The sequence below is a fragment of the Massilia pinisoli genome (assembly GCF_024753285.1).
Taxonomy (GTDB): Bacteria; Pseudomonadota; Gammaproteobacteria; order Burkholderiales; family Burkholderiaceae_D; genus Telluria; species Telluria pinisoli.
In genome coordinates this window covers 122,473-144,835 of the sequence record NZ_JANUGW010000001.1, presented here as the reverse complement: position 1 = coordinate 144,835, position 22,363 = coordinate 122,473, and the positions used below count along the sequence as shown (strand labels likewise).

Annotated in this window: 20 protein-coding genes; 8 read left to right on the top strand and 12 right to left on the bottom strand. The window is 66.8% G+C overall.

Annotated features, from left to right (window positions below):
* Positions 1-101: 101 nt before the first annotated feature.
* Positions 102-704, top strand: a complete 603-nt coding sequence (locus NX784_RS00610; protein WP_258814736.1) for a PEP-CTERM sorting domain-containing protein — start codon at positions 102-104, stop codon at positions 702-704.
* A gap of 626 nt (positions 705-1,330) precedes the next feature.
* Here the strand turns inward: NX784_RS00610 and gntR are convergent.
* On the bottom strand, positions 1,331-2,359 hold the full coding sequence (gene gntR / locus NX784_RS00605) for an HTH-type transcriptional regulator GntR (protein WP_258814735.1): 1,029 nt from the start codon (positions 2,357-2,359) through the stop codon (positions 1,331-1,333).
* 227 nt (positions 2,360-2,586) lie between these two features.
* Here gntR and NX784_RS00600 point away from each other — a divergent pair, with 227 nt between their 5' ends.
* The 3 genes from NX784_RS00600 to NX784_RS00590 all read left to right on the top strand — a co-directional run bounded on the left by NX784_RS00600 (position 2,587) and on the right by NX784_RS00590 (position 6,762).
* Positions 2,587-2,946, top strand: coding sequence for a hypothetical protein (locus NX784_RS00600; protein WP_258814732.1), 360 nt, complete (start codon positions 2,587-2,589; stop codon positions 2,944-2,946).
* 195 nt (positions 2,947-3,141) lie between these two features.
* The gene (locus tag NX784_RS00595; RefSeq protein ID WP_258814730.1) at positions 3,142-5,901 is read left to right on the top strand and encodes a bifunctional diguanylate cyclase/phosphodiesterase; all 2,760 of its coding nucleotides are present in this window, start codon (positions 3,142-3,144) and stop codon (positions 5,899-5,901) included.
* Positions 5,902-6,129: 228 nt separating this feature from the next.
* Entirely contained in the window at positions 6,130-6,762 is a 633-nt protein-coding gene (locus NX784_RS00590; RefSeq protein WP_258814729.1) for a TetR/AcrR family transcriptional regulator, read from the top strand.
* A 20-nt stretch (positions 6,763-6,782) separates the two neighbouring features.
* Here the strand turns inward: NX784_RS00590 and NX784_RS00585 are convergent, their stop codons facing one another.
* Positions 6,783-7,910, bottom strand: a complete 1,128-nt coding sequence (locus tag NX784_RS00585; RefSeq protein WP_258814728.1) for a branched-chain amino acid ABC transporter substrate-binding protein — start codon at positions 7,908-7,910, stop codon at positions 6,783-6,785.
* 130 nt (positions 7,911-8,040) lie between these two features.
* On the opposite strand from NX784_RS00585, the gene NX784_RS00580 reads away from it, so the two are divergent.
* Together NX784_RS00580 and NX784_RS00575 are read left to right on the top strand one after the other, a co-directional pair.
* Positions 8,041-8,874, top strand: a complete 834-nt coding sequence (locus NX784_RS00580) for a MaoC family dehydratase (RefSeq protein ID WP_258814727.1) — start codon at positions 8,041-8,043, stop codon at positions 8,872-8,874.
* A gap of 67 nt (positions 8,875-8,941) precedes the next feature.
* Positions 8,942-9,397: a universal stress protein gene (locus tag NX784_RS00575; RefSeq protein ID WP_258814726.1), complete on the top strand. Its 456-nt coding sequence runs from the start codon at positions 8,942-8,944 to the stop codon at positions 9,395-9,397.
* A 7-nt stretch (positions 9,398-9,404) separates the two neighbouring features.
* On the opposite strand, the gene NX784_RS00570 is transcribed toward NX784_RS00575, so the two are convergent.
* The 4 genes from NX784_RS00570 to NX784_RS00555 form a co-directional block, all read right to left on the bottom strand.
* Positions 9,405-10,640 carry a YaiO family outer membrane beta-barrel protein gene (locus NX784_RS00570; protein WP_258814725.1) on the bottom strand — a complete coding sequence of 412 codons (1,236 nt, stop codon included), beginning with the start codon at positions 10,638-10,640 and terminating at the stop codon, positions 9,405-9,407.
* A gap of 107 nt (positions 10,641-10,747) precedes the next feature.
* Positions 10,748-11,332, bottom strand: a complete 585-nt coding sequence (locus tag NX784_RS00565; protein ID WP_258814724.1) for an NAD(P)H-dependent oxidoreductase — start codon at positions 11,330-11,332, stop codon at positions 10,748-10,750.
* Between the two features lie 210 nt (positions 11,333-11,542).
* Positions 11,543-12,010 carry a GNAT family N-acetyltransferase gene (locus NX784_RS00560; protein WP_258814723.1) on the bottom strand — a complete coding sequence of 156 codons (468 nt, stop codon included), beginning with the start codon at positions 12,008-12,010 and terminating at the stop codon, positions 11,543-11,545.
* A gap of 14 nt (positions 12,011-12,024) precedes the next feature.
* The gene (locus tag NX784_RS00555) at positions 12,025-12,168 is read right to left on the bottom strand and encodes a hypothetical protein (protein ID WP_258814722.1); all 144 of its coding nucleotides are present in this window, start codon (positions 12,166-12,168) and stop codon (positions 12,025-12,027) included.
* A 177-nt stretch (positions 12,169-12,345) separates the two neighbouring features.
* Between NX784_RS00555 and NX784_RS00550 the strand changes: the two genes are divergently transcribed.
* On the top strand, positions 12,346-14,673 hold the full coding sequence (locus NX784_RS00550; RefSeq protein WP_258814721.1) for a GH92 family glycosyl hydrolase: 2,328 nt from the start codon (positions 12,346-12,348) through the stop codon (positions 14,671-14,673).
* Between the two features lie 3 nt (positions 14,674-14,676).
* Here NX784_RS00550 and NX784_RS00545 read toward each other — a convergent pair whose 3' ends face one another.
* Positions 14,677-15,543, bottom strand: coding sequence for a DMT family transporter (locus NX784_RS00545; protein WP_258814720.1), 867 nt, complete (start codon positions 15,541-15,543; stop codon positions 14,677-14,679).
* Positions 15,544-15,834: 291 nt separating this feature from the next.
* On the opposite strand from NX784_RS00545, the gene NX784_RS00540 reads away from it, so the two are divergent.
* A complete protein-coding gene (locus tag NX784_RS00540) occupies positions 15,835-16,302 on the top strand; it encodes an Lrp/AsnC family transcriptional regulator (RefSeq protein WP_166859308.1) in 468 nt (155 codons plus the stop codon).
* Between the two features lie 69 nt (positions 16,303-16,371).
* Here NX784_RS00540 and NX784_RS00535 read toward each other — a convergent pair whose 3' ends face one another.
* From NX784_RS00535 to NX784_RS00515, 5 genes are all read right to left on the bottom strand, one after another.
* Complete coding sequence (locus tag NX784_RS00535) at positions 16,372-17,100, bottom strand: DNA-binding protein (RefSeq protein ID WP_258814719.1); 729 nt, start codon at positions 17,098-17,100, stop codon at positions 16,372-16,374.
* Between the two features lie 161 nt (positions 17,101-17,261).
* Entirely contained in the window at positions 17,262-18,503 is a 1,242-nt protein-coding gene (locus NX784_RS00530; protein ID WP_258814718.1) for a GGDEF domain-containing protein, read from the bottom strand.
* Positions 18,504-18,752: 249 nt separating this feature from the next.
* Positions 18,753-19,652, bottom strand: a complete 900-nt coding sequence (sigJ, locus tag NX784_RS00525; protein WP_258814717.1) for an RNA polymerase sigma factor SigJ — start codon at positions 19,650-19,652, stop codon at positions 18,753-18,755.
* A 43-nt stretch (positions 19,653-19,695) separates the two neighbouring features.
* The gene (locus NX784_RS00520; RefSeq protein ID WP_258814716.1) at positions 19,696-20,070 is read right to left on the bottom strand and encodes a hypothetical protein; all 375 of its coding nucleotides are present in this window, start codon (positions 20,068-20,070) and stop codon (positions 19,696-19,698) included.
* An 81-nt stretch (positions 20,071-20,151) separates the two neighbouring features.
* Positions 20,152-22,353: a TonB-dependent receptor plug domain-containing protein gene (locus NX784_RS00515; protein ID WP_258814715.1), complete on the bottom strand. Its 2,202-nt coding sequence runs from the start codon at positions 22,351-22,353 to the stop codon at positions 20,152-20,154.
* Positions 22,354-22,363 lie beyond the last annotated feature (10 nt).

Sequence of the window (22,363 nt, the reverse complement as noted above, 5' to 3'; positions counted from 1 at the left end):
CCTATGAAAAGCGGTCCAGGGCAGCGCTGGTCAGCTGCAAACAAGAGACAAGTGCAATTCAACGCACGGTGCATATCAAAAATGATTAAAAGGAGAATCGTATGGCAACGCTAAAGAGAATTGCTTCAATCCTTACACTTGTCCTGATGCCTCTCGCAGCAAACGCCACGCCGAGCATCACCAACGGTAGCTTCGAAACTGGCGACCTGACCGGCTGGAGTGGTACCGCTACAACCGATGGGTATGGCTATAACGCGTTTGGAACGACTTACGGATCCGGGATGGACGGTACCCACTGGATGTGGCTTGCGGGCTACGAACTGGGACGGACGCTCGAACAGACCGTTGGCGGCCTTTCAGCCGGTACGACGTACCGTATCAAGTTCATCATGGCTTCTGAGTACATCAATAACGACCAACTGAATCTTTCGGTTGATGGGGGCCCGGCGACATTGTTTACGGCGCCGGCCATCAGCGCCACGTTCTGGGATAACTGGGTCGAAAAGACATATGATTTTACGGCGTCGGGCGCCTCGGCACTCATCCAATTCAGCTCATTCGGTCTCAATGCTGCTGGATATGACGTCGGTTTGGACAATGTCCGTATCGAAGCGGTTACCACTTCAGTACCCGAGCCTGCGTCCCTTGGGCTTCTTGGCTTGGGTCTGACGGGCATGTTTTTCGGTAAGCGCAAGAAGAGTTAAGTTCGCCAGACCTGTTTTCTGATTGGCCGGGCATGTCGAAAATGCGCTTTTCATACGCATTTTCATGATGCCCGGCTTTCGGCTGAAAAAAGTCCAAATCTCACCGATATCGACAGCTCTACCTGGCCGACTTACCCGCCGGGAAATCGACACGAGTCGCCTCGTTATACGTCGCCACGCCTGTCCATAACAGGATGAGAATCGCGATCCCCGTCCCCGCAATCCGATCCGGCGTCGCAGTTACCCAGGCGCGCGCCCGGCTGCCTCGTCTGGTGAACAGAAAAATCGCACCAAAGCCCGCTGCACCAATGATGACCCCAGGAAGTAAAAACTCGAACATCCGCCCATCCACTGAACAAAATAAGTGAAAGAGCAACTGTAACCCAGCTTTTTCCCATTCTCAACGGATATTGCGGACAAAAAAATAGGACCGGGAGCGTATCGCAGCCGGTCCTGAAGAGGAGATTTGATCGAAGAATGCGCAGCCCCCCGCGCATCCCACACCGCCGCAGCGCCGCACATTGGTAGCGCTAACAAGCAATACCCACAGTGTAACGTTTCCACGAAAAATGTAAAGCGCAATGCGATGATTATTTGGCGACAGCGCGGCTCGGAGGAACGGCCGGTCAGGTGCTTTCCCGCTCGCGCAAGGTAAAACCCAGGTCGATGCGGCGTTCGCGCGGCTCGCGTCCGCCGATCACGTCCAGCAGCAGCGAGGCGGCCTCGTAGCCGATACGGTAGCGCGGCGTGTCGATGGTCGTCAGCGACGGCACCATCCACGCCGACGCCGGCAAGTCATTGAAGCCGGCGATGGCCACGTCCTGCGGGACGCGGATGTCGTGGCGCTGGCAGTAATAGATGGCGCCGTGGGCCAGGTCGTCGTTGCAGAAGAACACGGCGTCGCAATCGGGCAGCGTCTCCAGCGCCTGGCGCATCAGCTCGGCGCCGAGCGCGATCGTGGACGGGTCCGGCACCATGATTTCCAGGCGCGGGTCGGCGAGGCCCGCCGCCTGCATGGCCTGGCGGTAGCCGTCGGCGCGGCGCAACGTGCGCTCGTCGAGCTGGGCGCCCACGAACGCGATGCGCCGGTACCCACGTTCGAGCAGGTGGCGCGTGATCGCGTGGCCGGCGTCGTGCTGCGAAAAGCCGACGGACAGCTCGGTGGGGTCCTCGGCCAGGTCCATCATCGACACGACCGGCATGCGCGACCCGGCCAGCATGCGCTCGACCTGCTCGCTGTGCGTCAGGCCGGACAGCAGGATGCCGTCCGGGTTCGACTGCAGATAGGTGCGCAGCAGCTTTTCTTCTTCGGCATCGGAATAACGCGTGTTGCCGATGAGGAGTTGATACTGCCCATGTTCGATCGCATCATGGATACCGTCCAGCACCGCCGTGAACACGACGTTCGACAGCGACGGCACGAGGGCCACGATCACGCGCGACTGCGCGGACGCGAGCGCACGCGCGGCACGGTTCGGCACATAGCCCAGTTCCACGACAGCCTGCTCCACCTTGGTCCGCGTCGCGTCGGACACGAGTTGCGGCTGGCTCAGCGCGCGCGACGCCGTCATCGTCGATACGCCCGCGTGTGCCGCCACCTCTTCCAGCGTGGTCCGCCCCGTGCCCCTTACCTTCCCAGTACTGCTTCTGCTCATTGTTGTTTTCGTAAATGCTGGCCGCCGCGCGTGCCGACCATGGATTCCGCCATGGATTGGACATTTTGTCAATGTGTTGACATGCAATCGTTCCCAACCCGCGTTGCATTTCCGACCAAGGCCCAGCCCTGTCCGACACGTCCTACAGCCCTTTGACGCCTGCTCCGATTGTCGCTCCTGCCAGTCGGCCTACCATGAGGTTTCACGTACCGATCAAGGAGACGACTATGCCGACCAACCGCGAAAACAAGGGCAAAGGCTCGAAAGGCAGCAATTACGATCTGGGCGACCAGCAGAATTCCGACCTGGCCAGCGGGCCGGGCGACAACGCGCAGCGCAGCGACCAGGGCAGCCAGCAGAGCGGCAGCCTCGGCCAGGGCAACCAGTCGCAATCGGACCTGGGCAGCGGTCCGGGGGACAATTCCCGCATGCGCCAGGGCGGCAATCAGCAGAGCCAGCGGAACCAGCAGAGCCAGCAGAGCGACAGCCAACGGGGCAACCTGCAGAGCGGTGGCCAGGGCAGCCGGTCCAGCCGGAGCCAGCTCGATCAGGACGACCTCGATTCCGACGACAACCTGCAGCGCTGACAGCAGCGCTGCCTGACCGCCGGCCCGCCGCGGAGGTGACGGGCCGGCATCCGCACGATTGTGGCATCCACGCCTCATCGTCTGAAATAGTTGCCGCACAGAATGATATAATGCCTCGGCTCGCGCTTCCAAGCGCGTCCGCATCCGGCGCGCCGTCGCGCCGCCTCCGGCCCTCCCAAGCGACCCTGGAACCCCATGATGAACGCGCCGGCCCTGCCCGCCTCCGCCGCTGACTACATCGCGCATATCGACCTCGCTTTCGAACTGATGGCCGTGCTGGACGCCTCCGGCCGCATCGTCCGCGTCAACGCGGCCGCCGGCGACATCCTCGGCTACACACCGGCCGAACTGGCCGGACGCCCAGTCACGGACCTGCTGCACCCCGACGAGCGCGCGGATCTGGCTGCGCTGGGCGCCGAGGTGTTGAAAGGGCATGCCTGCCGCGAACGCGAACTGCGCTGGCGGCGCAAGGACGGGCAACCGGTCTACCTGTCGCTGTCGGCGCGCTGGTCGGAACGGGCGGGCCTCGTGTACGCGAGCGCGCGCGACGTCACGGCGCACCGTGCGGCGCGCGAAGAACTGAAACTGTCACGCGAACGCTTGAACGCCATGTTGGAGAGCATCGGCGACGCATTCTTCGCGATCGACCGCGACTGGCGCATCATCTACGCGAACCGCAAGGCCGCCGCGTTCATCGGCGTGGACATCGGCCCGAGCCTGGGCCGCCACCTGCTCGACGTATCGCCGGAACTCGAAGGCACGCCCATCATCGAGCACTACCGGCAATCGTTGGCCGACGGCGAACCCGGCTTCTTCGAAGCGTTCTGGGAACCGTCGGGCACATGGCTCGAGGTACGCTGCTATCCGACCGCGGACGGCCTGTCCGTGTACTTCCACGACATCACGGCGAAACGCGCTGCGCTCGACGCCGTCCACAAGAGCGAAAAGCGCTTCCGCAGCCTGTTCCAGCAAGCGGGCGACAGCATCGTCATCGCCGACCGCGACCTGCGCATCGCGGCCGCCAACGGCCGCGCGTGCAGCAGCTTCGGTTACACGGAAGCCGAATTCGTCGGCCTGCCGGTCACCCGCATCGACGGCCATCACGCGTACACACCGGGCATGCTGGCCAGCCTGCGCGCCGGCCACACGCACCTGCTGCGCATGACCAAGCGGCGCAAGGACGGCAGCAGCTTTCCCGCGGAGGTCCACGTGTCGCGCTTCGAGGACGGCGGCCAGGAATACTTCCAGGCCATCGTGCGCGACCTGACGGAACGCGAGGAGGCGGAACGCCAGCTGCGCGCGAGCGAGCAGCGCTTCCGCGAAGTGATCGAGATGACGCCGGCCGGCTACGTGCTCGCGGGCGCGGACGGGCGCGTGCTCGACGTGAATCCCGCGCTGTGCAACCTGTCCGGCCACGCGCGCGATGCCCTGCTCGGCCGCACGCTCGACGACCTGTTCGACACCTTCCCGTGGCACGGCCTCGCCGCGCACGACGCGCAAGGACACGTGCAGGGCGTGGAAGCGATCCTGCGCCATGCGCTGGGCGGCCACGTGCACGTGCTGTTCAACGGCAGCGTGCGGCGCGATGGCGCAGGCAACGTGACGAGCGTCACGGGACTGATGAGCGACATCACGGGCCGCAAGCAAGCCGAAACCCGGCTGCAGCAATTGGCCACGCACGACACGCTGACGGGCCTCCCGAACCGCGCGTTGCTGCACGAACGCGTCCAGCACATGCTCGACGCTTGCCCGCAGGGCCGTACCGTGGCCGTCATGTTCCTCGACCTCGACCGCTTCAAGGAAGTCAACGATTCGTTCGGCCACGATCTTGGCGACGTACTGCTGTGCGAAGTGGCGGCGCGCCTGCGCAAGGTGATGCGCCCAGGCGACGTCATCGCCCGCCTCGGCGGCGACGAATTCGTCGTGGCGGCCGAGTGCGCGGGTCCCGCGGATGCCGGCGCCATCGCACAGAAGCTGCTCGACGCGCTGGGCCTGCCCGTGCGCGTGGGCGGACAGGACGTGAATGCGGGCGGATCGATCGGCATCAGCATGTACCCGCACGACGCCTCCACGCGCGAGCTCCTGTTCCAGACGGCCGACACGGCAATGTATGGCGCCAAGCGCGCGGGCCGCAACCGCTACCGCTTCTTCGAACCGGCGATGACCTTGGCCGCGCAGGCCCGCATGGCGCTGGAGATGTCGCTGCGGCCCGCGCTGGCACGCAGCGAATTCGAGCTGCACTACCAGCCGCGCGTCGACCTGCGCACCATGCGCGTCGTCGGGCTGGAAGCGCTGATCCGCTGGAACAGCGCCGACCTCGGACGCGTCTCGCCGGGCGAATTCATCGGCATCGCGGAAGAGACGGGCCTGATCGTGCCGATCGGCCGCTGGGTGCTGGAAGAGGCCTGCCGCCAGACGCGGCGCCTGATCGACCGCCAGGGCCGCGCGATCCGCGTGTCGGTGAACGTGTCCGCGCGCCAGCTCGCGCAGGCCGGCTTCGTCGACGAGGTGCGCGACGTGCTCGCGCGTACCGGTTTGCCCGCCGCCTGCCTGGAACTGGAATTGACGGAAAGCGCGCTGATCGAAGACATGGCACGCACGGCCGCCATGCTGGACGAACTGCGCGTGCTGGGCGTGAAGCTCGCCGTCGACGACTTCGGCACCGGCTATTCCGGCCTCGCCTACCTGCGCCGCCTCCCGATCGACATCCTGAAGCTCGACCGCTCGTTCGTCCTGCAGGACGACGGCCGGATCAGCGCATTCGACTTCGTCAAGGCGTTCGTCGACATGGCGCACGCGCTGCGCCTGTCCGTCGTCGCGGAAGGCGTGGAAACGGCCGACGTGCTCGAGTTCCTCCGTGCCGCCGACTGCGACGAGGTGCAGGGCTACCTGCTGGCGCGGCCGATGCCGCTGGACGCGCTCGAGGCCTGGCTCGACGCGGCGACCGAAGGCTGACCGGCCGCGGCCACGCGTCGAACCGTGGCGAACACAATGTTACATCGCCGCCGCCGCACCGAACAGGTGGGTTCCCGCTCCCAGCGACGCGAGTGCAGCTTTGTCAATAAATTCGTGACCCGTGCGCACGCCGCCTGGCGTTATACTCGCATGCACAATCCATAATTTCATCATACGGAACCGCCACGACCCCGCCAGGCTGCGCGCGCCTGGCCCAACAAGCACAGCATGAGAATCAGCAAAGAGAAGGCCGCCGACAACCGCGCCGCATTGATCCGGGCGGCCAGCAAATTGTTCCGCGAACGCGGCATCGACGGCGTCGGTGTCGCGGAGATCAGCAAGGAAGCCGGCCTGACGCACGGCGCCCTGTACGCCCATTTCCGTTCGAAGGAAGAACTGGCGCTGGAGGCCCTGTCGTATGGTCTCGACCAGTCCAATTCGCGCATGTATTCGGCGACGTCCGACGGCATGCCCGACCTGGACCGCTTCCTCGACCGCTACCTGGCGTTCGACAGCCGCGACGACTACGGCGACCGCTGCCCGATGGCCGCGTCGGCCAGCGAAATCGGACGCCAGGACACGGCGATCAGCGCCCGCTTCGCCGAAGGCTATATGGTGATGGTGCGCGCGTTCGAGCGCCAGATCGAGCACAACGAGCCGGACAGCGATGCGCTGGCGCGGGCGATGGTCGTCGTGGCCACCCTGATCGGCAGCCTCGCCGTTGCGCGCGGCGCCGCGAAGGGCAACCCGGCCGTGTCGGAACAGGTGCTGCAGGCCGCGCGCCGCATGCTCGACGAATTGATGCTGGCGCAGCCGCACGCCCATGCGCCCGCGCGCCGCGACGACCGGCCCGCGGCCTGATCGCCGGCCGGGGCCGCGCCCTACTTCGTGACGCCGATCGGCGTGCGGTGGCCGCCCTTGAACGTGTACAGCGTGAGGACGCCGTCGCGGATGTCGCCGTGGGCGTCGAACGCGATGGTGCCGGTGACGCCGGGATAGCGTACCTTCGCCAGCTCAGGCAGGTATTTTGCCGGTGCGCTGGAACCGGCCTTGTCCATCGCGGACGCGATCGCCAGCACGGCGTCGTATGAATACGGCGCGATGATCTGCACGTCGATGCCGTAGCGCTTCTTGTAGTCGGCGCGGAACTTCTCCATGCCGGCCTTGCCCTTGTCCTCGACGCCGCCCGCTTCCGCGCACACGACCTGGCCATCGGCCATCGTATTGCCCGACAGCGGCTGCATCGCATCCGAGCAGATGCCGTCGCCGCCCATCATGCGCGCGTTGATTCCCAGCTGCTTCATCTGGCGCAGCATCGGGCCCGCGACGGCGTTCATGCCGCCGAAAAAGACGAGGTCCGGATTGCTGGCGCGGATCTTGGTCAGGATCGCCGCGAAATCCGTCGCCTTGTCGTTCGTGAATTCGCGCGCGACGGGCGTCACGCCCTGCTGGCCCAGGCTCTTCGAGAATTCCGTCACGAGGCCCTGGCCGTACGCCGTGCGGTCGTCGATGACGGCGATGCGCTTCGCGCCCATCGTCTTGACGGCGTAGCGGCCCAGAGCGCGGCCGAGCTGCACGTCGTTCGCGACCACGCGGAATGCCGTGTTGTAGCCAAGCTGCGTGTATTTCGGGTTCGTGGCCGACGGCGAGATCTGCGGGATACCCGCGTCGTAATAGATCTTCGCGGCCGGGATCGTCGTGCCCGACGTCTCGTGGCCGATCACGGCGTTGACCTTCGCGTCCGCCAGCTTCTGCGCGGCCGCCGTCGCCGCCTTCGGGTCGCCGCCGTCGTCTTCCGGCACGAGGACCCACTTGACCTTCTTGCCGCCGATGGTCGCGCCGCGCGCGTTCAGCGCGTCGACGGCCATGCGGGCGCCGTTTTCGCTGTCCTTGCCAAAATGGGCCACCGGACCCGTGATGGCGGCAGCGTGGCCGATCTTCACGACTTCCTGGGCCGTGGCCAGGCCCGCTGCGGCCAGTGCCGACACCAACAAAACGCCCTTCTTCATTCCATCCTCATCTAAAAACATGATTCTTTATTCCAAAACATTAGGGTAGCGCGGATGAGCGGATTTAACAAGTATTGCAGTGCAACGTAAAGTTTCAGGCACAATGGGGTTTTCCGTTTGCCAGGCTCCGATGAACGCCGACTCACCGTCACCGCTTCCCCGACTGGGCGCTGCCACCCTGCTGCGCGCCCTGTTCAAGCACCCGCGCCGCCTGAACGGCGTGCCCACGCCGCGCACCACCTACATCCTCGACCGCATCGACCCGCACCAGCTGCGCCGCTACCGCCAGGCGCTGGGCTTCCGCGACGACGGCATCCCCCTCACCTACTACTACCTGCTTGCGCAGCGCGCGCACGTGGCGACGATGCTGGACGATGCCTTCCCGTTCCGCCTGCCCGGCACCGTGCACACGGAAAACGCGCTGCGCGCGCTGGCGGAACCGCTGCGCGACGTGCCGCTCGTGCTGGCCACGACCGTCACCATCCGCCCGCCGGCCGAGAACGGCGCCGTCGTCGCCGAACTGGACACGGTGGCCCGCCAGCAGGATACGGTCATCTTCACCTGTCGCAGTACGTACCTCGTCGTGCGCGGCCAGCGGCGCCAGGGCCGCGCGCGCCAGGACGCGAAAGCGCTGCCCGTGCTGACGGGCTGGCGCATCCCGCGCAGCATGGGCCGCGCCTATGCCCGCATCTCGGGCGACTGGAACCCGATCCACTTGTGGACATGGTCGGCGCGCCTGATGGGCATGAAGCGGCCGATCATCCACGGCATGCATACGTTGGCGCGCGCCTGCGCCGAGCTGGAACAGGCGTGCGGCCGCCGCATCCTCGCGCTGGAGGGGCGGTTCCGCGCGCCCGTGCCGCTCGGCAGCGAGCTGGTGCTGGGCGCCGACCTCGCGGCAGGCAGTTTTGCCGTGGGCGGCGGCGGCCGCGTCGTCGCGGAGGGCAGCTTCCGCACGGTTTGATATAGATCAAACAATTTGTGGCGCGGATTCGTCATGCTGGGGCATCGCACCGGCCAGGAGAACCGCCATGTATGATCGCATCCTCGTCCCCACGGACGGCTCCGACGTGTCCGCCGCCGCCGAGCGGGCCGCCATCGCGTTTGCGCGGGCGCTCGGCAGCGAGGTCGTCGTGCTCGCCGTCGGCCAGCCGCGCCTGCCCGCCGCGTCGGCGGAAGCGGCGATGACCATCGACCCCGGCCTCGACGAGGCCGAGCTGCTCGCGGCAGCCAACGAGCACGCGCAGCGCGTCGCCACGGCCGCCGCCGCCGCGGGTGTGCGCTGCACGCCGATCGCCCTGCTCGATTATTCGCCGGCCGAAGCGATCATCGCCACCGCCGAAGACCGCAAGTGCGACCTCGTTTTCATGGGCTCGCACGGCCGGCGCGGGTTGTCGCGGCTGCTGGCCGGCAGCGTGACGCAGCAGGTGCTGGCCGAGTCGCGCGTGCCCGTACTCGTCATGCGGGCGGCGCATCCGGCGTCGTAGGGCAGCTTTACCAGCGCCGGTACAGCGCGACGGTCAATGCACGCTGGTCGGCCGCCCCGCCCGTCCGCGCGAGGCTCGCGCCCACGCGGGTGCCCCACGCCGGCGTCCAGTAACGCACCCACGTGACCGTCCCGCCGCCGGAGCGGCTCTGGCCGCCCACGAGGCTCAGCGGATCGTCGCTGCGGCCGCTGTTCAGCGTCGCTTCGAGATAGGTGTCGGCGTCGCCGGCATAGAACCAGCGGGCCAGCAGGCGCTCGCCCGTGCCGTGCGACCCCGCGGACACGATGTTCTGGTGGCGCAGCTGCACATACCAATCGCCCGTGTACTTCGCGATGCTTGCGCCGTAGATGTTGACGCGCCCCGCAAACCCGAGCACGTCGTCGCTGACGGACGCTTCCCAGCCGTTGCCGAGCGACTGATACAGCTCCACGCGCCCCCCGTTGGCGGGAAACAGCCGGGCCGCCGCGGCGCGCTGGTAGCGCACGTTCGCGTACGCGCCGGACCACAGGCCCACATAGCCATCGAGCGCCCATGCGACGTCGTGCTGGCCGAAGCGATGCGCGCGCAGCGTCTCGAACGCGAGCGAGCCCGCGTTCGTGTAGTGGCGCACGCTGACCGTCTCGTCGTTCCAGCGCGGTCCCCGGCCCGGGTCCGTCCAGGCGGCCGACAAGCCTGCGGCCCACGTGTAGCCGTGTGCGAGCGCCGCGTCCAGATTGCCGGCGCGCGGTTGCAGCGCCGTGGCCAGCGCATCGGCCGCATCGCCGGTCGCACCGAGCGCGCGTGCCCGATCCAGGTCGGCCCGCGCATCGGCGTCGCGGCCCAGCGTCCGCAGTGCACGGCCGCGGGCCAGGTATGGTGCCGGATCGCCTGGGCGCAGCGCGATCAGGCGCCCGTAGGCCTCGACGGCCTGCGCCGGGCGGCCGCTCCATAGATACATGTCGCCGAGCGCCGACCACGCGTCCGCGTACGTGGGCGCGGCCGTCGCGGCGGCGCGCAAGTCGCGTTCGGCCTCCGGCCAGCGCTCGAGCCGCGCAAGGACGATGCCGCGTCCGAGCAGCACGTCGGCGTTGCCGGGTGATCGTGCGAGCAGCACATCGTAGGCCGCGACCGCCTCGTCAGGGTGGCCGCCGTTGGCCAGCGCGCGCGCCCGCGCGTAGGCGTCATCGAAGGTGATCGTGGTGGCCGCAGGGGCCGGTGTGGAGATGGCAGGAGGCGACGGCGGAACCTGGAAAGCAGCGGGCATCGGGCGATCGGAAAGTGGCTCGGAGGGGCGGCCGCGAAAGGCGCCGCCTTGCCGGCACTGTGCCGAGATCCGCCGCGAGCGTCAAGGCGCGCACGGTTGGCGACCGGTCAGACGGCCGACGCGCCCAGCCTGCGCAGGTGGTCGCCCCACGTGGCGACACGTTCCGCCGACAGCGCGTGCGCCCGTCCGATCAAGGTCGTGCGCACGGGGCGGATGCCCGCCCGGCCGAGGATCTGGCGCCGCATCATCTTGACGCCGTAGCCGCCATAGCCCCAGCGGTAGACGACGGCCGGCATCTCCATGCTGACGACGAGGCGCGCACTGCGTCCGCCCAGCAGGCCGGCGCCGAACGGCCGGTGCGGATCGTCCATGAACACGCCGGGGCGCGTGACATGTTCGAGGAAGCCCCGCATCAGCGCAGGCATATCGCCCATCCAGAGGGGATAGACGAATACGAGGTGGTCGGCATGCTGGATCGCCTCCTGCACGGCTGCCAGCTGCGGCGGCGGCGAACCGTGCCACCATTCGGACGGGCTGGTCAACAGGGGAAAACTCATCCGCGCGGGCTCGACGACATCGACCTCGTGCCCCGCATCCCGCGCTCCCTCGACATAGGCGTGCGCCAGCGCGTGGCACAGGTGCGGCCGATGGCAGTCCGGATGGCCCTGGATCAATAAGATGCGCGCCCCCATCAACGGCCACCGTGTCCACGTTCGACTTGTACAGCGCTCATTTCTCGCTTTCGATATGTATTCCGTCAACTAGGCTAACCGAACACAACGTTGCTACGTTGCGAGATATCAAACGACACGGATCTTTTCGTGCTACGGGCACACTAAGAATATTCTGATTTTTCCGGCTTGTTTTCCGACATGGTCCATCTGGACCGGCACGCGGCGTCGTTACAACCGTTTCGTCATGTAGTGGGCGGCACCGGGATACGTGGAAAGCACAGCATCGTCACCCGCCGCCGGCACGTAGCCGAGACTTTCCCAGAATGCGAGGGAATCCTGTACGGACACCAGCGCTGCGTGGCGCAGGCCGCGTCCGGCCGCATCGTCGTGCAGCCGCGCGACGAGCTTGCGAGCCACGCCCTGCCCGGCCGCACGCGGCGCAACGGCCAGGTCGTGTAAGTACAGCGTGTCCGGTTCCGCGGGCACCGCGAAAGCGCCGCCCAACGGCGTGACCTTGCCGAGGCGCGACGGATACGCGAACAGGTAGGCGCACACGCCATCGTCATCGCGCGCGACGAATACGGTGCCGGGACTTGCCGCGAGCCGCGCCAGCACGACGTGCGCCGGTTCCTGCATCGCGGGCGGATAACATGCGGCCTGCACGTCCAGCACGCCGGCGAGATCGTCGTGCGCCATCGGTCCGATCCGCATCAGGCACCGGCCAGCGTACGTGCGACGAAGGCCGCGGCGTCCGCGACGCGCGTGGCGGCGTCGGGCGCGTCCGCGCGCGCGGTACGCGCGGGCGCGAAGGCAGGCAGTGCAAGCAGGATCGCGCGGCGGGACAGGTCGGTCATCGCGTCTCCATGTAGTAAGCGACGCCGCATTATGCCGCAACGTCACGCAACACACCGCGTCGCGGTTGCCCGTCCCGCACGATCCGCGCTATGGTCCTGGTTCGACAGCGCAACGCCGACGATCCGGCGCGCCCACACGAGCGCGGGGCCATCCCCCGCCAACCGACTGGAGACAGCATGCGTCCTCGTTCGACCCGCAACTCTGTATTACCCTTCGTCCTCGCCGCGCTGTGCGCGGGTCCCCACGCCCACGCGGCCAGCCGCACGGATGCCGTCGACGTGTTCATCGGCACAGGCGGCGACGGCCACACCTTCCCCGGCGCGACGCGCCCGTTCGGCATGGTGCAACTCAGCCCCGACACGCAGGTGCGCCACTTCCGCCAGAGCTATCCGTGGGCGGCCGGCTACCGCTACGAGGACGATTCCATCCTCGGCTTCTCGCACACGCATTTCTCCGGCGCGGGCCACTCCGACCTGGGCGACGTCCTCCTGATGCCGACGAGCGGCGACGTGAAGCTGGAGCCGGGCTATCCGCAGCGCCCGTTCAGCGGCTACCGCTCGCGCTTCTCGCACAAGGACGAGCATGCGGAACCCGGCTACTATGCCGTGCGGCTGCAGGACAACGACGTCGACGTCGAACTGACGGCCAGCGAGCGCGTGGGCCTGCATCGCTACCGCTTCAAGCCGGGGGCGGACGCGAACGTGATCCTCGACCTGCGCTCGAGCATCTACGACTGGTCCGGCAAGAACCTGTGGTCGCGCCTGCGCCTGCGCGGCAACGACACCGTCACCGGCATGCGCGAGACGCGCGGCTGGGCGCCGGGACGCCAGCTGTATTTCGCGATCCGCTTCTCGCGCCCGATCGTCACCCACCAGCTGATGAACCGCGAGGAAGGCGTCGAGTACAAAGGCTTCGCGGCGCCGGGCAGGACGCCGGCCGAGAAGATCCTCGTCGAAGGCAAGGCGCTCGAAGGCACGTTCGACTTCGGCCGGCCAGCGGACGGCACGGTCCTCGTGAAGGTCGCGCTGTCCCCCGTCAGCGAAGACGGTGCACTGGCCAACCTCGACGAGATGCCCGGCTGGGACTTCGACCTGGAGCGCCACCGCGCGCACGACGCGTGGGAGAACGCGTTGGCCGCCCTCGACGTCGACGCGCCCGCGCCGATGACGCGCATCGTTTACACGAGCCTGTACCACGCGCTGCTCGCGCCGAGCCTCTTCATGGACACGGACGGCCGCTACCGCGGTCCGGACAACCAGGTGCACGAGGCGCGCGGCTTCCGCTTCCACTCCACGTTCTCGCTGTGGGACACGTACCGCGCGCTGCATCCGCTGCTCACGTTGATCCAGCCGGAGCGGCGCAACGTCGACTTCGTGCGCTCGCTGATCGAGTCGCAGAAGGCCAGCCCGTACGGCATTCTGCCCGTGTGGCAGTTCGCCGGCCAGGAGACGTGGTGCATGATCGGCTACCACGCCGTGCCCGTCATCGCCGACGCGTACATGAAGGGCTTGAAAGGCTTCGACGCGGACGAGGCGCTGCGCGCGATGACGGCCAGCGCGGAGTACGGGCCGTATGGCGGGCTGCAGTACTACATGAAACTCGGCTATGTGCCGATCGACCTGGAGCCGGAAGCGGCGTCGAAGACGGTGGAATACGCATTCGACGACTGGACCATCGCGCGCATGGCCGCGAAGATGGGCCGGCGCGACGTCGCGGACCGTTATTTCAAGCGCGCGCAGAACTGGCGCAACGTGTTCGACCCGCAAACGGGCTTCGTGCGCGCGAAGAAATCGGACGGCACGTTCCGCGAACCCTTCGATCCGGTGCGCTCGAACTTCGGCAGCGACTACACGGAAGGTAGCGCTTGGCAGTATTCCTGGTATATGCCGCACGATAACGCGGGCCTCGTCAACATGCTGGGCGGCGACGCTGGCCTGATCGCGAAGATCGACCAGGTGTTCGACGCGAAGGTCGATCCCACCGTGTACGCCCACATGGAGGACATCTCGGGCCTCATCGGCCACTACGCGCACGGCAACGAGCCGTCGCACCACGTGGCCTATCTGTACAACTATGCGGGGGCGCCGTGGAAGACGCAGGCGCGCCTCGCGCAGATCGTCGCGAGCCAGTACCGCGACGCGCCGGACGGCCTCGCGGGCAACGACGACCTGGGGCAAATGTCCGCGTGGCTCGCATTCACCGCGTTCGGCTTTTATCCCGTGGCGCCGGCCAGCAACGAGTACGTGATCGGGCGCCCGTTCGTCGAGCGCGCCACGCTGAACCTGCCGAACGGGAAACGCTTCACGGTGCGCACCGAAGGCTTGTCCGACGCGAATCCGTACGTCGGCAGCGTCACCTTGAACGGCCGCCCGCTCGCACGCAGCATGCTCGGACACGAGGAGATCATGGCCGGCGGCGAACTCGTGTTCCGCATGCAGGCCACGCCGAACAAGGAATGGGGCAAGGCGCCGTCTGCGCGGCCGTACACGCAGACGGCGTATTGACGATCAGCGCCGCCGCATGCTGGCGACGGCAACGCCGGCCAGGATGACCGCGAAGCCCGCGGCGTGGTACACGTGCGGCGGCTCCTTCAGCAGCGGCCACGCGGCCAGGGTGGCGAACAGCGGGATCAGGTACACGGTCAGGCTCGCGCGCGCGGGACCGGCCGCCGCGACGAGGCGGTCGAAGAAGAAGTAGGCGCCGAGGCTCGGCACGATGGCGAGGAACGCGAGCGCCGCGTACAGGCGGCCGTCGGCGAAATCGGGCACGTTGCCGCTGGCCGCTTCGATGGCGGCGAACGGCGCCAGCACGAGCGCCCCGCCGCCGATCAGTGTGGCCAGCTTGACGGTGGCCGGCAGCGGCGGCAGCGGCAGACGCTTGTTGAAGACCGTGTAGAGCGACCAGCCGCACGCGGCCAGCACGACCCACAGGTCACCGCGGCCGAATTCCAGCTGGCCCAGGGCCGTCACGTCGCCCTTCGACAGCACGACGAGCACGCCGAGAATCGCGAGGAACATCCCGCCCGCCTGGCGGCGCGACAGCGGTGCCTTCCACACGAGCGTCTCGATCATCGTGACGAGCGCCGGGCAGGCCGCCAGGATGATCCCGACGTTGGCCGCGCTCGTATGGCACGCGCCGATATATTGCGGTGCAACGGACAAGCCCATGCCCAGCCCCGCCAGCAGCAGGATGCGCTGCCAGTTCGCGCGCAGCGTATGGCGCAGCGCCCACATGCGGGGTCCGCACGACGGCAGCAGCACGAGGAACGCGAGCAGCCAGCGGCCGAACGCGAGGAACACGGGCGGGATGCCCGCGCCCTGCGTCCAGCGGGCGACGACGAGATTGGCCGCGAACAACACGGGGGTGATCAACATGAGCGGGAGCTCGGCTGCGAAGGGATCACTCCGATAACCGGCGCCCGCCCGCGACACTGCATTCGACACGACGACTCCTGAACGAAAAGCGGCCGGCGCCCGCACGCCCCCGTCGGGAATGGTGCGCCGCAAAAAACTGGATAAGCGACGAGCATCTTACGGGAGCGGGCGTAGAATGTGCTTCTGTTCCGCCGCAGAAACTAAGCCAAAATCAGAAGGACCATCTACGGATCAGCCTAAAACGCGATAGAATCTGCGGACTTATCAGGAAACCACGAAGGAAGCACTACAATGAAAGACGGCCAGCTGGACGAGATTGACCGCCAGATCCTGCGCACGCTCAGCCGCGACGGACGCATCAGCAACCAGAAACTGGCCGAGACGGTGCACTTGTCGCCGACGCCATGCTGGCACCGCGTCAAGACGCTCGAAGACGCGGGCTATATCACGGGTTATATTGCGATGCTGGACCAGCGCGCGCTGGGGATGCCGGACACCGTGATCATCGAGGTGACGGTCGACCGCCACGACGACGAGATCTTCAAGGCATTCTCGGACGCGCTGGCCGACCTGCCGGAAGTGATGGAGGCGTATCTGCTGTCGGGGGAATACGACTACCTGATCAAGGTGGCCGTATCGGGGACGGAAGGCTATGAAAAATTCCTGCGGCAGAAGCTGTACAAGCTGCCGGGGGTGACGCGCACGCGGTCGACGTTCACGTTGCGTTGCCTGAAGCGCACGCCGTCCGTCAGTCCGTGAATCTGCAATAGCCGCTGGCCGGGTTTGGTGGGCACGGGGCGCCCACCATGCGCATGAGACGCCGGAGCGTTATTTCTTGGCTTTGAGCTCGCTCACCTCGGCCCGCAGCTTGCTGCGTTCCGCCGTCGATTTGTCCAGCTTGGCGCGCAGATCGTCCAGCTCCGCGGACAGGCTGTCGCGCGCCGTCGTGGCGCCCACGAGTTCCATCTCGGCGCGCAGGCGTGCGTCCGATTCGGCGGCCATGTCCGCGATCTTGCGTTCCAGTTCCTGGCGCAGCTGCGTCAACTGCTGTTCCTTGCCGTCGATGGCCAGCTGATCCTTCGCCTTGCTGACGAGGGCATCCATCGCGACCTGGCGCGCATTCTTCAATTCCGCATTCAGGCGCTCGATCGTTTCGTCGCGCTCGGCGATCGCTTCTTCGGACGCGGCCGTGACGTTCGCCACTTCCGCCCGCAGCGCGTCGCGCTCGCCTTCGAGGGCTTCGCTGGACGCGCTCAGCGCTTCGATGTCGGCCTCGTTGCGCGCCAGCGCCTCGCGGTCGCCCGCGCCGGCCTGTTCCGCGAACTTCAGCGCCCAGTCGGCCAGACCGGCCAGCAATTCCTTCGGCAGTTCGGCCTTGGGCGGCGCGGCCGGCTTCACGTGCGTGGCACGCCATGCGGCCAGGTGCTTGAAGATTGCCGACGGCGAGCCTTCGCCGAGGAAGTCCTGCACGGCCTCGATGGTGACCGGTTCCCCATCTTCCTGCAAACTCTGGGCTGCGCGTGCAACGTCGTCGAACGTGACTTCTTGGCCTGCCATAAGGTCTTGACTCCTGCGTCGTGGATTTCGGAGTGCGTATGATACGCTACGGCATCATTCCCATGCGGAAATCCGACACGCGCGCACCGTGAGTGTTGCGTGGCGGATGCGTTAGCGCGCCGTTTATTTCACAATTGTCCACGTCGGCGCGCCGCCCGGCATCAAGCTGTCGACGCGACGACCTGCGGGAACGGACGGATCTGATTGCGGCCGCCCTCCTTCGCCTCATACAGCATGGCATCGGCCGCGAGGAACAATTCGTTTTCGCTGCGCCCGGACGGATAGGCGGCGAGCCCGCCGCTGAACGAGAAGTGGCGCACGTCGCCCGGCTTGACTTCGAACGGCGTCGCGCCGAACGCCTGGCGCATCGCGTCGAGCCGGTGCCAGCCCTGCTCCAATGCGCAATCCCAGAACACGACGACGAATTCCTCGCCGCCGAAGCGGCTCAGCAGATCGCCGTCTCCCATCCGCGGCGCGAGCGTCAGCGACAACCGCTTGATGACAATGTCGCCAAAATAATGGCCCCACGTATCGTTGATCGTCTTGAACTTGTCGATGTCGATCACGCCGAGGCACAGGGGTTTGCCTTCCAGCGCGGCACGGCAGATCAGGGCCTGCGCCTTGTGCTGCAGGCCGATCTTGTTCAGCAGGCCCGTCGCGCGGTCCTTGCCGATGAGGTCGCGGGCGACGCGGATCTTGTCCGCGCGGTTGAGCAGCTGACGCGCCAGCAGGTCGGGGTCGTCCATCGCCAGCAGCGCATCGAAACCGCTGTCCAGCGCCCGGCGGGCCTGACCGGCGTCGGCACGGCGCTGCAGCAGCGTGATCTCGCGCACGGGATCCGCTTCGATATTGCGCTTCAGCACGCGCACGACGGCCGGCGTGCGCTCGTATTCCTCGTCCGTGATCAGCACGATGTCGGGCCGCAAGTCCTTCACGCGCAGGTGCAGCGTCTGCGGGTCGGTGTGGTAGACGAGTTCCACGCGTTGCTCGCGCAGCGCGGCGTCGTCCCAGCCGGGCGGCGTGCCCAACATCGCGACGCGCACGACGTCGCTCCGCTTCTGCTGCACGAACAGGTTAAAGAGCTTATCCACGAGCACATCGTTGGCGATGGGCTTTTCCGCATAAGCAAGACAATTGCTGTCGACGAGGCGTTGCTGCAGGGGGAACCGGCTGCCCTGGCGCTCGCTCTGCAGGTAGACGTAGCGGTGACCCGACGGCAGGCGTTGCAGCAGCTCGCCCAGCAGCAAGGTCTTGCGGGCGGCCAGCAAGTCGGACTGCATGTTGTACAGCGCGTCCAGTTCGATCAGGAACAGGCTGTCGCCCGCATCGCGCTCGACGGCCTGCACGAAATCGCTCAGCTCGTGGAAGAAGCGGATATCGAAATCGTATTTATGAGCATGCAACAACAATTCATCCTGGTTGTCCTTGATGAAATATCTATGCGACAAGAACAACACATGATTCTTGTACAACGGAAGTTCGCCTGCCATTGTTACGCCTTCAGGATGGATAGACACATTGGCGTTGCGCCAAGCTCCAGCATACCTTTCTTTGCGCCATGCATAAGCACAAACGGCGGTTTTTTTTGCCGTTCCTCGCCTGATCTGTGTGTTATCAGGAAAATATGTTGTGCAATGACAAATAATTAACGTTCAGGACACAGTTTTACCCATCACGCTGCCCAGCTTGTCGGGATTGCGCACGACGTAGATGGCGGCGATACGGCCGTCTTCAATGTGGATCGAGGTGATCGCGTCCGGCACGCCATTGCGCCAAGTCAGCAGGCCCGGCGTGCCATTGACTATGACGACGTCGTGACGGGTGTCGATGCCCGACCACTTGCGCTCGATGCCGGCCACGAGGCGGCCCACGCGATCGGCGCCGAACACGCATTTGACGGTCGTCTTTACCTTGCCGCCGCCGTCGCCCGTGTACGTTGCGTCGGTCGCCAGCAGCGCCTGCACCCGGGCGGGATCGCCGGAGCGCGATGCCTGCACGAAGCGGCCCAGCAATTCCAGGTGCAATTCGCGGTTGACGGCGAACCGGGGCCGCTCCGCGCGCACGCGCTCGCGCGCCCGCTGCAGCACCTTGCGGCACGCCCCTTCCGTCTTGCCGACCATCGCGGCGACCTCGGCATGGTCGAAGTCGAACACTTGGTGCAGCAGGAAGACGGCACGCTCTTCCGGCGCCAGCCGTTCCAGCATCAGCAGGAACGCGGTCGAGATGTCGCCGGCCGCTTCCAGCGCGCTTTCGGGCGAGTCGACCGTATCGTCGACGAGGGGTTCGGGCAGCCAAGGCCCGACGTAGCGTTCGCGTTCCGCCTGCGCCCCGCGCAGCCGGTCGATCGACAGTCGCGTGACGACGGTGACGAGCCACGCTTCCGGCGTGTGCGCGCCGTCGCTGCCGCCGTTCTGCCAGCGCAGCCACGCTTCCTGGACGATGTCCTCCGCATCGGCGCGGATGCCGAGCATGCGGTAGGCGATGCCGAACAGGCGCGGACGCAGGCGGACGAAGAGGTCGAGCGGGGTGACGGTGAGGGAATCCATATCCATTAGACGGATGATGGACCCTTTTCGTGACAGCGTGGCCCGGACGTCAGCCCGAACCGCACGCGGCATCGGGCCGCAGCCGCGCGTGCGACTTCCCCGGCCGCACCCGCATGGGCGCACGCGGCACGTCGAGCCGCACTGGCGTCAGCTTGCCACCATACGCCGGCATGTCCGGGTCAATGTCCACGGTGGCGCCATCCGCCGCCATGCCCCCGAGGAACGCGCCGATGGCGATGCGGACGATCGTGCGGTTGTCCGGCTCCGTCATGGTGAGCTGCTTGTTCAGGTAGAGAAACGTACACGCGGGACCGTCCGGTGCGGCGATGTCGACTCGCTTCGGCAGCGAAAACCCATAGCGGCCCGTCGCCCACAGCTTGACGACGCAAGTCCCGTGCTCCGGTGACGAAAAAGTGAAGTTCATGCGGGGATGCTAACCGCCGTCGGGCATCTGCACGTGTCGAATTTGTTCCAAACCGTAACGGGTGGAACACCTCTTTCCGCATCACATCTTCATCTCGAGGTTGAGGCCCACGCGCGTCGCGCCCCGCTGCCAGTTGGCCTGGCGCGACAGCCCGCCCGCATCGTCATAGGCACTTTCGGACGCCATGTCCATGCCGAGGATGTTGTTCAGGGTGAAGCGCAGCTGCAGGTGCGCATCGAGCCTCCACGCGGCGTACGCATCGAGATCGCGCCGCGTCTGCTGGCGGCGGGTTTGCGCTTCCGAAATGCGCACCCAGCCGCCGCGCTGGTACGCCATGCTGGCACCCAGGCTGAGCCGGTCGTGCCGGTAGTCGACGCCGGCGTTCGCGGACAGAGGCGTCTGGCCGTCGAGGCGGTTGTCGGGGCCGGGCACCGTGGACACGGTTGACCAGTTGCGCGCGACGCTCGCCCGGACATCGACGCCGGCCGCACGCGGGTCGAGCAAGCGCAGCGGCAGCTTGAACTCGGCCTCCAGCGAATGCACGCGCGCGCTGCCGTCGTTCAGCGGGCGGTAGATCCAGCGGCCGTCCGGATCGAGATCGAGTCGGGTGCGGATGTAGTCGCTGATGAGGCGCTGCGAACCGCTGACGGACACCATGCCGCCTTCCGGCCAGTACTGCTCGAACGCGACGTCGATGCCGTTCGCCAGCTCCGGGCGCAAGCCGGGATTGCCGCTGGAATCGGCGCTGAAGCGGCTGTTCAGCGCCGCCAGGTAGCGGCGCGCCGTCAGCTGGTCGACGGTCGGCGCCTTGTACGTCCGCGTGTAGGCGAACCTCATCTGGCGCCCGCTGGTGCCGGGAAATTTGTACAGCGTCTGCGCGACGGGGCTCAGCACGTGGCTGTTCGTCGTCGTCCCGGGCGCATCCGTCGCCGTGCTGTCCGTGCGTACACCCTCCCAGCGCCCGCCCAGGTAGACGGACAACTGCTTGTCGATGCTCCACTCGTCCTGCACGAACCCGGCGAGGCGCGTCACCTCGGGCTGGAAGCCTTCGACGACGTGCGTCGGCGCTGCGTCGTCCTGCTGCTCGTGGCGGTCGAGCGTATCGTCGTTGCGCTGGCGGCTCGCGTCGATGCCTGTCACAAGCGAATGGCCGTCGAACAGCGTCCGCGTGAACTTGGCGCGGAACGACGTGCGCCGCGGGCGATACACGGTGTCCCAGTCGCGCGCCAGGTGGTGGGCCGCGCCCGCGGAAAAATAATCCGTCGCGTTGTCGTTGTCGTCGCGGCTGCGCTCGCCGGACAGCTTCACGTCCAGCTTGCCGCCGCCGACCTTCGCAATCCAGCCGATCTCGCCCCGCATCATCCATTGCTTGCCGGTCGAACGGCCCGGCATGTCGATCCAGTCCGGGTCGCCGAACGAGCCGACGCGGTTGTCGTCGTGGGTGAATGACGCCCACGCGTGGCTGCTCGCCTGCAGGCCGCCCGACAGATTGAGTTCGTTGTCGTCGTCGAGCTTCCAGCTCACGCTCGGGAACAGCACGGCGCCGCGATACGGGCCGCCGCCGCGGTAGGTGGCTTCGCGCGCCTGCGCGAGCGTGCCGTCCGGCAGCGTCAGGGTGTCCGTGCGGGTCGACTCGAATTCGTTGTGGCCCGCGAACGCCGTCCCGCTCACGGAATACGACAGGCGGCCCATCTTCTCGCCCCAGGTGCCGCCCGCCGAGACGTTGCGCTGCAGCGGCGAGCGCGACACGTTCAGCCGGAAGTCGCGCTGCGGCTTGCTCACGACCTTGCGCAGCACGATGTTGATCGTGCCCGCGATGGCCTGCATCGAGTACTCGGCGCTCGCCGCGCGGATCACCTCGATGCGTTCGATCTGGTCGGGCGTCAGCGCCTCCAGCGAAAAGCCGGGCGGCGGGCGGTCGCCGTTCACGAGGATCTGCGTATAGCCGGCGCCGAGGCCGCGCATCCGGATCGTCCGGTCCGTCACCGTGACGCCGGGCGCACGCTTCAACACGTCGAAGATGTTGTCGTCGCCGTATTTGCGGATCTCGTCCGCGCCCAGCACGGTCTTGCTGGCCGTGTCGTCGCGGCGCGGATCGTAGTTGCCTTTCACTTCCACGCGCTGGATCGCCTTGTCCTTGGCGGCGGACTTCGCGACCGCCTTGACGTCCTCCTTGGCATCGGCGTCTGCCTGGACATTCTGCGGCGTGGATTGCGCACTGGCGATGGCGGGACAGGCGAAGGCGGCGATGGCGATGGCGATGCGAAGAGCGGTGGGATGCATTGAACTCGTG